Source organism: Fulvivirga lutimaris, assembly GCF_009711525.1.
GTDB lineage: Bacteria > Bacteroidota > Bacteroidia > Cytophagales > Cyclobacteriaceae > Fulvivirga > Fulvivirga lutimaris.
In genome coordinates, this window is record NZ_SMLV01000298.1 from 1 (window position 1) to 8,283 (window position 8,283).

Below are 8,283 nucleotides of genomic sequence, written 5' to 3' on the forward strand. Positions count from 1 at the left end.
GAGGCGCTGAGCGGATTCGAACCGCTGTAGAAGGTTTTGCAGACCTCTGCCTAGCCACTCGGCCACAGCGCCATTTTAACTTTCGAAATGAAGTCGCAAAGCTATAAATATTCGACAATTACTTCAATAGAAATTATCTTTTTTGTCTTTTGCTATAATAACGGTCTTATAACCTCCAAAACATTGTTGGCAACTATTTTATGCCCTTCAACATTAGGATGAATTCCATCTGCCAGATTAAGATTTTCGTCTCCAGCCACACCTTGTAGTAAAAAGGGGATAAGCGAAGCATTGTTCTTTTTTGCGATTCTTGGAAAGATAGATCTGAAGTTATCGGTATAATCTTCACCTAGATTAGGAGGCACCATCATGCCAGCAACTATGATTTCAACATTTGGGTTTTTCTCCTTCACTTTGTCAATAATCTGTTGAAGGTTGCTTTCGGTTTGTGCGAGAGGAAGCCCTCTTAGCCCATCATTAGCACCAAGCTCAAGTATAAAGATGTCTACTGGTTCTTTAAGTATCCAGTCTAACCTGTTTAAACCTCCGGCAGTTGTTTCACCACTTAATCCTGCATTGATGATCTTATACTGATCAGCATTTGAGTTTAATTTTCGATCTATAACAGCTGGAAATGCCTGCTCTTTAGAAAGTCCATAACCAGCAGTTAAACTATCTCCATAAAACAGGATTGTCTTTTTCTCAGATGTAAATGCTAACGTAAAAAATATAAGTATTAAACCTAATAACTTGAGCTTCATGTGGGGTCTTTGATTTGATGACTGATTGAACATTAATTAGTTTTAATCAATTATTGCTCCAAATATGTTAATTAAAGTAAACAAAAATTTAATATCACGTTAAACGAAGGAAATGTTTAACACATTTTTAACGATAAACATAAAATCTTGTTATTCTCACTATGGCAGATATTCTTGTAGTTGAAAAACTCGCTAAAACTTTTAAATCAGGAAATAAATCATTGACGGTTCTGGATGATGTGTCTTTCAGTATCGAGGAAGGTTCTAGCATATCAATAGTTGGCCCCTCTGGTAGTGGAAAAACCACCTTGCTGGGGTTGTGTGCAGGTCTGGATATTGCATCTAGCGGGACGGTGTCTTTGGCAGGTATAAAGCTAAACGCACTTGATGAAGATGATCGAGCTTATTTGAGAAACCAAAATGTGGGGTTTATTTTTCAGAATTTTCAACTTTTACCAACACTTACTGCACTGGAGAATGTCACTGTTCCTTTAGAGCTAAGAGGTGAAAAGAACTTTAAGGATAAAGCTGTAGAACTCCTTGAAAGAGTAGGTCTGGGAGACAGAATGACTCATTATCCATCTCAATTATCTGGTGGTGAACAACAGAGGGTGGCTATGGCAAGAGCATTTATTACATCACCCAAGGTGTTATTTGCTGATGAGCCTACCGGCAATCTTGATGAAGAAACTGCAGATAAAGTTCAAAATCTTTTGTTCGATCTCAACAAACAGGAAGGCACTACCTTAATAATGGTAACTCACAACCTCGAATTGGCCTCATTTACCGACCGTATTTTAAGGTTAAAGGGTGGTAGAGTAATAAGTGATGAAAAAACCCTGGCGAAGGCATAAATGGAATATTTGATCAAGATTAAGAAAAGGAAAAATTCACTTTTTTCTGATAAATGGGTTTGGAAAATGGCCTTGAAGGATGCCCGCAATAACCTAGGTAGGCTTTTCCTGTTCATCTCTTCTGTAATTATTGGTATTGCAGCATTGGTATCTATTAACTCCTTCAATATCAATTTGCAAGGTAGTATTGATAATCAGGCTAAAGACCTTTTAGGAGCTGACTTTGCCGTGAATGGTAATAAGGCTTTTGAAGAAGAAATGATTCAGGCTTTTGATTCGGTAAAAGCTGAAAAAGCCAGCGAGGCCGATTTGGCTTCTATGGTTATGTTTATGACCAGCACTCCGGGAACAAGATTGGTGAGAATTGTAGCCATTGAAGGTGATTTCCCTTTCTATGGTGAGTTGGAGACCCTTCCGGAGAATGCTCCTGAGTTAATGAGGAATGAGCCCTATGCCATGATGGACAAAAACATCATGGGGCAATATGATGTCAGTGCTGATGATTCCGTGAAAATTGGAAAAATGACCTTTAAAATTGCAGGAGAAGTTTCTAAAATACCTGGTGGAGGTGGTATTCAGTCTACTTTTACTCCTTCGGTATATATTTCAATGAAGTATCTTGATTCTACAGGTTTGGTACAGTATGGTAGTAGAGTCGATTATAAAAGATATTTTAAAACAGCCTCACAAGAAGAGACGGACAAATTTGTAGATATGTTGAAACCTATTGCCAGAAAATATGGGCATTCGGTAGAAACGGTTGAGAGGCGAAAGGAGAACCTTGGAGAGGGCTTTCAGAACCTTTATAAGTTCTTCAATTTGCTGGCATTTGTTGCTTTAATACTTGGGTGTATTGGTGTAGCCAGTTCAGTACACATCTACGTTAGAGAAAAGAGAAACACTGTTGCGGTCCTTAGGTGTATCGGGGCTTCGGGGTGGCAGGCCTTCAATATCTTTTTTGTGCAGACATTGGTTATAGGACTTGTAGGGAGTGCTATTGGGGTTTTGTTAGGCGTGATTATTCAATACGGATTGCCAGTTCTACTTCAGGAGTTTATACCGCTGGATTTGGATCTTAGTATTGCGTGGGGAGCCATATTTGAAGGCCTCTTACTTGGGTTAGTCATTTCAATATTATTCTCAGTACTTCCATTAATATCCGTAAGGTTTGTGCCCCCATTATCAGTATTGAGAACTGGTTTTGAGCCATTAAGGAAGTTCTCAAAATCCCGAATATTGGTTATTGTTCTGATTTTATTATTTCCACTGCTCTTTGCTGCATATCAATCCTCAAGCCTTACAATTGGCGCCTTATTCTTTTTAGGGTTGGTGGTAGCTTTTGCTGCATTGGCAGGTGTAGCCCTTCTTTTGATGAGAACGGTCAGAAAATTCTTTCCGTCAGGGTGGTCATTCATTTGGAGGCAGAGTCTTGCCAATTTATTCAGACCTAACAATCAAACAATTGTATTAGTTGTGGTAATTGGCCTTGGAGCCTTTCTAATTGCCACTTTAAATATTATTCAAAATAGCCTGCTGAATCAGGTGGAGTTTGTTGGTAATGAAAATCAATCTAATACCATTCTTTTTGACATACAACCAAATCAGAGAGAGGGTGTTGTGAAGTTGACCATTGACAATGAGCTACCCGTTCAACAGCTAGTTCCAATTATTACCTGTAGGTTGAGCAGTATTAATGGACAGACTATTAGAGATATTCAACAAGATACAACTGATGCCGTCCCAAACTGGGCACTTACCAGAGAGTACAGGGTCACTTACAGAGACTCAATTCATACGTCAGAAATATTAGAGACTGGTAAATTACAGCATATTTCAAATGACAGTATTTATGTGACCATTAGTAAGGGAATGCATGAAAATCTTGAGTTGAATATTGGTGATGAGATTGTATTCGATGTTCAGGGTATTAGTATTACTACCTATTTAGGAGGTATTCGAGACGTGGATTGGCCTGTTGACCCTCCAAATTTTATTTTTGTGTTCCCAAATGGGGTTTTGGAACATGCACCCCAGATTTACGTGCTTACTACTAGAATAGATGCTCAATCTAAGGCAAATACTTATCAGCGGGAGTTGGTAGCCTTGTTTCCTAATGTATCATTAATTGATTTGAGCCTTGTTCTTACTACAATAAATGAATTCTTTGATAAGGTATCTTTTGTAATTCAGTTTATGGCTTTGTTTAGTGTGCTAACCGGACTGGTAGTTCTGGCAGGAGCTGTAATCAATAGTAAGTACATAAGGCTTAAGGAGAATGTGATGCTAAGGACAATTGGTGCTGTGAGTAAGCAAATTGTTGGTATGACAATTTTAGAATATGGCTACCTGGGTTTTTTTGCAGGTTTAACAGGAATCTCTTTGTCACTAATTTCCGGATGGTTGTTATCTACATTCTTTTTTGAAGTGATCTTCCTTCCAGACTATTTAGGGCTTTTATATCTCTGGTTGACCATTATGGGCTTGACTATTTTTGTGGGATGGTTAAATACAAGAGGGGTAATTCATCGATCACCACTTGAAGTTTTAAGAAAAGAAGTATAGGTTAATTATCTTTAATATTCCATGCCAAAAATAATGTGGTATTAAAGTAATAATCATTCTTATATGAAAAGCCTCTCAGGAGTAATCTTTTTATGCTTACTGATTTCCAAATGCTGTCCGGTGCTTGCCCAGACCATGTTCATAGAGAATAAAGGACAATACGCACCTGAGAATTTCTACTACGGAAAGCTGCCCGAAGGCAGAGTGTTTTTTCAAGATGATAAGCTCATATATGACTTTTATAGTATGAAGTCCCATCATGATGAACCCGGTTTTGGTTTGCATCAGGACGGAGAGTCTGAAAGTAATACCATAAATCGGCATGCCTATTATTTTAAGTTTAAGAATGCCAATCCCGATGTTATTGTGAACGGTAATCTTCAAGGGCAGCTTGTTCATAATTATTTTGTTGGAGATAAAAGCAACTGGGGAACTGGTGCTCATGAGTATGCAGAAATCTACTACAGTCAATTGTATGATGGAATAGACTTTAAGTATTACAACTATAGTAATAGCGTAAAGTATGATTTTATAGTAGCGCCAGAAGCTGATATTAATCAAATTGAAATAGAAATTGACGGGGCTAGTACATCTTATATCGATGAATTAGGTCATCTAAATATTGAAACCGAGGTTAATAAGTTAATGGAAACCCGGCCAATTGCTTATCAATGGCTTGATGGTGAAAAGAAATTTTACAAGGCTGAGTTTTCATTGAATGAAGGGAGTTTATCTATTAATCTTCTTGAAGATTATGACCCTTGTTTGGAACTCACGATTGATCCTACATTAATTTTTTCGACCTATTCTGGCTCCACGGCTGATAATTGGGGCAATACAGCCACATTTGATGATGCAGGCAATTTGTATTCTGGAGGTATAACAAGTCACTATTCCGGTGGAGCATTTCCGGCTACTGCCGGAGCCTATCAGACAACATATGCCGGAGCCTGGGATGTTGCTATCCTTAAATATGATTCACTAGGTCAACAACCAATATATGCCAGTTATTTGGGAGGAAGTCAATCTGAGATACCTCAAAGCCTGATAGTGGATAAGGATAATAATCTGCTTATTATGGGTGTTACAGGTTCATCCAATTATCCAACACAAAATGCCTTTCAGTCTTCCTACGCAGGAGGTACAAATGCTGAACCTTTTGGTGGAGGTGCTAATAATGTGCTATTCCCATTAGGATCTGATATTTTCATAACCAAGTTAAGTGCCACTGGAAGTAACTTGCTTGCATCTACTTTTATTGGCGGCACGGCTAATGATGGATTAATGATAGCTGGAGAGGCTTTGGTTAGTAACTACGGAGATCAATCCAGAGGTGATATCTATATAAAGGAAGATGGTAATATATTAATAGCCTCTAAAACGAGTTCTATTGACTTTCCAATATTAAATGCCTTTCAAGATACCTTTTCTGGAGGATCAACAGATGCTGTGATTTTTGAAATAAGCCCGAATCTATCTCAATTACTTTTTTCTTCTTACCTGGGTGGTTCGGTGATGGATGCTGCCTATTCAATAAAGGCAAGTAGCGATGGGAAGATAATAGTAGCTGGAGGAACTAACTCCTCAGATGTGGCTGAGTTTACAGGACGTTTTTCAAACAATAAGCCTGGAAAGATTGATGGTTGGGTGTCCATAATAGACAACCTTAGTTATGAGTTGGATACAGGTGTTTATGTAGGAACTAGTGAGGCCGATCAGGTATATTTTATTGATTTAGATTCAGATGATAATATTTATACATATGGACAGACTGGTGGAGCTTTCCCAATAAAGGGGAATGTGTACAGCTCAGGAGGTGGACAGTTTTTACAAAAATGGAATAGTGACCTCACTAATTTAGAGTTATCGACCAGATTCGGATCTTCAAGTAACACCCCAAATATTTCTCCAACGGCTTTTTTAGTCAATGACTGTGACAACATATACCTCAGTGGATGGGGTGGAGGAACAAATGCTGGTTTTATTGGAGGTTCTACGGTTGGAATGCCAATTACATCTGATGCGTTTCAGTCAACGACCAGCGGATCTGATTTTTATCTTATGACTTTAAGTGCTAATGCAGAAGAGTTACTTTATGCCACATATCTGGGAGGAAGCCAATCTCAAACGCATGTTGATGGCGGTACAAGTAGGTTTGACAAGAGAGGAATTGTATATCATGCGGTCTGTGCAGGATGCAACGGCTTTTCTGATTTTCCAACCACACCTGAGGCCTTTTCTTCAACTAATAATAGTCAAAACTGTAATAATGCAGCTTTTAAGTTTGACCTAGCTTCGTTGAGAGCCATCATTCAAACCAATTCTGTTGATTTTGATAACCCGGGGCTTTCCATTGTCTGCTTTCCTGATGATGTAGTCTTTCAAAATTTAAGTATTGGGGGTGAAATATTTGAGTGGGATTTTGGGGATGGAAATGAAGCCGTAGTTAATGACACGCTGCCAATAGTTCATAATTATGCCAATGCTGGTAGTTATAAGATTACACTAAAAGCCATAGATCAGAATACTTGTATTGCAGAAGATATTACTTCTACCACACTCAGAGTAGCACGTCCGATTTTTGATGTCATTGATGACCAGCAAATTTGTGAAGGAAGTTCTGTCCGGTTGACAGCATTCGGAGGCACCAGTTACTTTTGGACTAGTGTAGACAGTCTTTCTCAATCTACAAATGCCGTCTATGAAGTGGCACCTATAGAAAATACAACCTATTATATTTCTTTAAGTGATGAACTAGGCTGCAGTAAAATCGATACAGTTAACATTGAAGTGCTGCCCGGACTTGATTTGAGTTTTGATATACTCAAAGTGTATGATTGTTTTTCAAGACCTCAATTGCAAGTTGCAAATACAAGTGTGGATGAGGGTGTTTATTCATGGAGTTTTGGAGATGGCTCCATCTCGGATCAACCTGAGGAAACGCATAACTATCAGCAAGATGGTAACTATTCCGTATCTTTAATTGGGGTAAGTGGGCAATGTGTGTATGAAGAAACAAAAACTGTTGGCATACAAACACTTAAAGTGCCCAATGTTTATACGCCAAATGGAGATTCAGATAATGAAGTTTTTGAAATAATCGCCCCGAATAAGGTACAGTTAACGGTTTGGAACCGATGGGGTAAGACTATTTTAGAAACGGATGACTATCAGAATGATTGGAATGGAGCAAATGAACCGTCTGGTGTATATTATTATGAAGCTGTTATTAAAGATGAGACTACCTGTAATGGATGGGTACATCTGATAAAGTAAAAAATAATGAATCTAGAATCAATCAATCCTGCTAATGGAGAAAACATTGCAACCTATAAGGCAATGACTTCTAAAGAGGTGAAACATGTTATTGACGAATCTCACAATGATTGGAAAGATTGGCGAAAAACAAACTTTGAACAACGCAGTGAGCTAATGCACAAAGCGGCTGAAGTTTTAAGACAAAATAAAGCTTCTTATGCTGAATTGATGGCTTTGGAAATGGGAAAGGTCTTAAAGGATGGTGCGTCTGAGATAGAAAAGTGTGCCTGGGTTTGTGATTATTATGCTGATAATGCCAAAGGCTTTTTGGAAGATAATAAAATAGATACTGATGCTTCTCATAGCTTTGTTGCTTACAGGCCAATTGGGGTTGTATTGGCAGTAATGCCATGGAATTTTCCTTTTTGGCAAGTGATGAGGTTTGCTACACCGGCATTAATGGCCGGAAATGCGGGTGTGCTAAAACATGCATCAAATGTAAGTGGTTGTGCTATTGCCATTGAGAAGGTTTTTCAAAAGGCAGGTTTCCCTAAAAATATTTTCAGAACACTCATTATTCCATCTGACAAAGTAGAGGAAGTAATTAAGAATGAGAAGGTTAAGGCAGTTACACTTACTGGAAGTACTCCTGCTGGTAAATCGGTGGCATCTATAGCCGGAAGTCAGATAAAGAAAACTGTTCTTGAGTTGGGCGGAAGTGATCCATATATAGTTTTAGAAGATGCAGATCTTGAACAGGCAGCAAAAACATGCGCCACGAGTCGATTGATTAATAATGGTCAAAGTTGCATTTCAGCCAAACGGTTTATTGTAGTTAAAGAAGTCAA

The 8,283-nt window shown here is 38.4% G+C and carries 5 protein-coding genes and 1 tRNA gene; 4 read left to right on the top strand and 2 right to left on the bottom strand.

All coding sequences use genetic code 11. The annotated features are described in order from the left end of the window. Position 1: 1 nt before the first annotated feature. Positions 2 to 72: transfer RNA gene (locus tag E1140_RS05335), tRNA-Cys, on the bottom strand. Between the two features lie 80 nt (positions 73 to 152). Next, positions 153 to 761, bottom strand: a complete 609-nt coding sequence (locus tag E1140_RS05340; RefSeq protein ID WP_155179920.1) for an arylesterase — start codon at positions 759 to 761, stop codon at positions 153 to 155. 161 nt (positions 762 to 922) lie between these two features. Here E1140_RS05340 and E1140_RS05345 point away from each other — a divergent pair, with 161 nt between their 5' ends. From E1140_RS05345 to E1140_RS05360, 4 genes are all read left to right on the top strand, one after another. Beyond that, positions 923 to 1,615 carry an ABC transporter ATP-binding protein gene (locus tag E1140_RS05345; protein ID WP_155179923.1) on the top strand — a complete coding sequence of 231 codons (693 nt, stop codon included), beginning with the start codon at positions 923 to 925 and terminating at the stop codon, positions 1,613 to 1,615. A 9-nt stretch (positions 1,616 to 1,624) separates the two neighbouring features. Further along, complete coding sequence (locus tag E1140_RS05350) at positions 1,625 to 4,177, top strand: ABC transporter permease (RefSeq protein ID WP_185153439.1); 2,553 nt, start codon at positions 1,625 to 1,627, stop codon at positions 4,175 to 4,177. Between the two features lie 63 nt (positions 4,178 to 4,240). Next, complete coding sequence (locus E1140_RS05355; protein WP_155179929.1) at positions 4,241 to 7,453, top strand: DUF7948 domain-containing protein; 3,213 nt, start codon at positions 4,241 to 4,243, stop codon at positions 7,451 to 7,453. Positions 7,454 to 7,459: 6 nt separating this feature from the next. Then, positions 7,460 to 8,283 (top strand): aldehyde dehydrogenase family protein (locus E1140_RS05360; protein WP_155179943.1); only part of this gene is annotated, 824 nt, incomplete at its 3' end.